At 42.8% G+C, this 2160-nt stretch carries 2 protein-coding genes; both read left to right on the forward strand.

What is annotated here, in order from left to right; all coding sequences use genetic code 11:
- On the forward strand, window positions 1-1620 hold a 1620-nt coding region (locus ACM0OZ_RS48520; protein ID WP_414590102.1), incomplete at its 5' end, for a Tn3 family transposase.
- Window positions 1617-2160 (forward strand): tyrosine-type recombinase/integrase (locus ACM0OZ_RS48525; RefSeq protein WP_414590103.1); only part of this gene is annotated, 544 nt, incomplete at its 3' end. The genes ACM0OZ_RS48520 and ACM0OZ_RS48525, both read left to right, overlap by 4 nt.

A 2160-nucleotide genomic window follows, 5' to 3' on the forward strand; every position in this document is an offset into this window, starting at 1 on the left:
AACGAACGTATTAATCGCATTAACTATGAGATCAGTGTTCTCCAAGCTTTAAGAGAGCGGCTGCGCTGCAAAGAAATCTGGGTAGTGGGAGCCAACCGTTACCGCAATCCTGAAGAAGACCTGCCTGCTGATTTTGAACTGCAACGTGAAGCTTACTACCAAGCCTTAAAGCAACCTACAAGAGTTGAAGACTTCATTACGCCTTTAAAACAAGCGATGATGGAGGCTCTCAATACTTTAAATGATGGGTTGCCCAAAAATTCTCAGGTCGAAATTCTCAAAAAGAACAATGGCTGGATTCGTCTTTCTCCTTTAGACAAACAGCCCGAACCCACTAATATTTTACGGCTCAAAACTGAACTTATCCAGCGCTGGCCGATGACCAGTTTGCTAGATATCTTAAAAGAAGCTGACTTACGAATTGATTTCACAAAATGTTTCAATAGTGTTGCCTCACGAGAAGCTTTAGACCAAAAAACCCTACAAAAACGGTTGCTGCTGTGCTTGTACGGTTTGGGGACCAACACCGGACTCAAACGGGTAAGCGATGGCACATCTGATGTCAGCTATTACGACTTACGCTACATTAAACGTCGATTTATTCATAAAGAGCAATTAAGAAACGCCATCGCCAAAGTTGTTAATGCCATTTTCCGGATTCGTTTACCTCAAATTTGGGGAGAAGGGACAACAACTTGCGCCAGTGATTCTAAGAAATTTGGGGCTTGGGAGCAGAACCTAATGACGGAATGGCATATCCGTTATGGAGGACGGGGGGTAATGATTTACTGGCACGTTGAGAAAAAATCGACCTGCATTTATTCCCAGTTGAAAACCTGCTCCTCCTCCGAAGTGGCTGCCATGATTGAGGGGGTACTGCGCCACGATACAGAAATGACGGTGAAAAAGAACTTTGTGGACAGTCACGGACAGAGTGAGGTGGCATTCGCCTTTTGTCATTTGCTCGGTTTTCAGTTAATGCCTCGTCTTAAAGCAATTCATCGACAGAAACTGTATCGTCCAGAAACAGGAAGCCCAAATGCTTATCCTAATCTACAGCTAGTTCTCACTCGTCCCATCGACTGGGAGTTAATTCGCCAGCAATATGACCAAATGATTAAGTATGCAACGGCATTACGTTTAGGGACAGCAGAACCAGAAGCAATTTTAAAGCGGTTTACTCGTAGCAATATCAAGCATCCTACTTATCAGGCATTGGGAGAACTAGGTAAGGTTATTAAAACTATTTTCTTATGCCAGTACTTATACTCTTTGGCAATGCGGCGTGAAATCAATGAAGGGTTAAATGTTGTTGAGAATTGGAATAGTACCAATGGCTTTATTTTCTATGGTAAGAGCGGTGAAATTGCTACAAATCAACGTTCGGAGCAGGAAATCGCCGTTTTGTCACTGCATTTGTTACAAATCAGCTTGGTATATATCAACACCTTAATGCTGCAACAAGTTCTTTCTGAGCCAGCTTGGTCTAAGCGACTGACTACTGACGACCAACGAGCGCTCACACCTCTAATTTACGGTCATGTCAATCCCTACGGTACTTTTCAGCTAGACCTTACCAAGCGATTAAAAATTGACTATAAACTGGAGGTAGCAGGATGAATTTCCAAAGGACTTCAGCTAAGAAAAAAGCGAAAGAGTTAGCCAAGTATCTGCGTAATGAGAGACCGGACTATAACTATTTAAAAAGTATTTTTCGCTACCTGCGCTCTGAGTTAGAGGTGGAAGTAGATTCTTCAGTTAAAAAGTTACCTCATGTTCCTACAGAAGAGGAGATTCGACGCTACTACGAAGCGGTTTGGAAAGCCCGGAATGTACAGGATATGGTTCTTATTAAAACTCTGCTTTATACAGGAGTACGAGTCAGCGAATTGGTGAACATTCGGCTTGATGATGTAGATTTTGAGCGCTGTCAAATTCGCATTAATGCAGGCAAGGGGGGTAAAGACAGAATTGTTCCGTTTCCTGTTTTATTTAAAGAAGTTTTGGCGATGCATATTGACCGGATGCATCAACAGCAAGCAACTTACCTATTTGAGTCGTCCTGGAAACGCAAGTATACTGACCGAGGGATTCGGAAAATTCTGGCGAAGTATGCAGAAGAAGCGGGATTGTCCAAACCTATCTCACCTCATCAACTAC

Origin of the sequence: Scytonema sp. PCC 10023, assembly GCF_963920835.1 — a bacterium.
GTDB lineage: Bacteria > Cyanobacteriota > Cyanobacteriia > Cyanobacteriales > Nostocaceae > Kalymmatonema.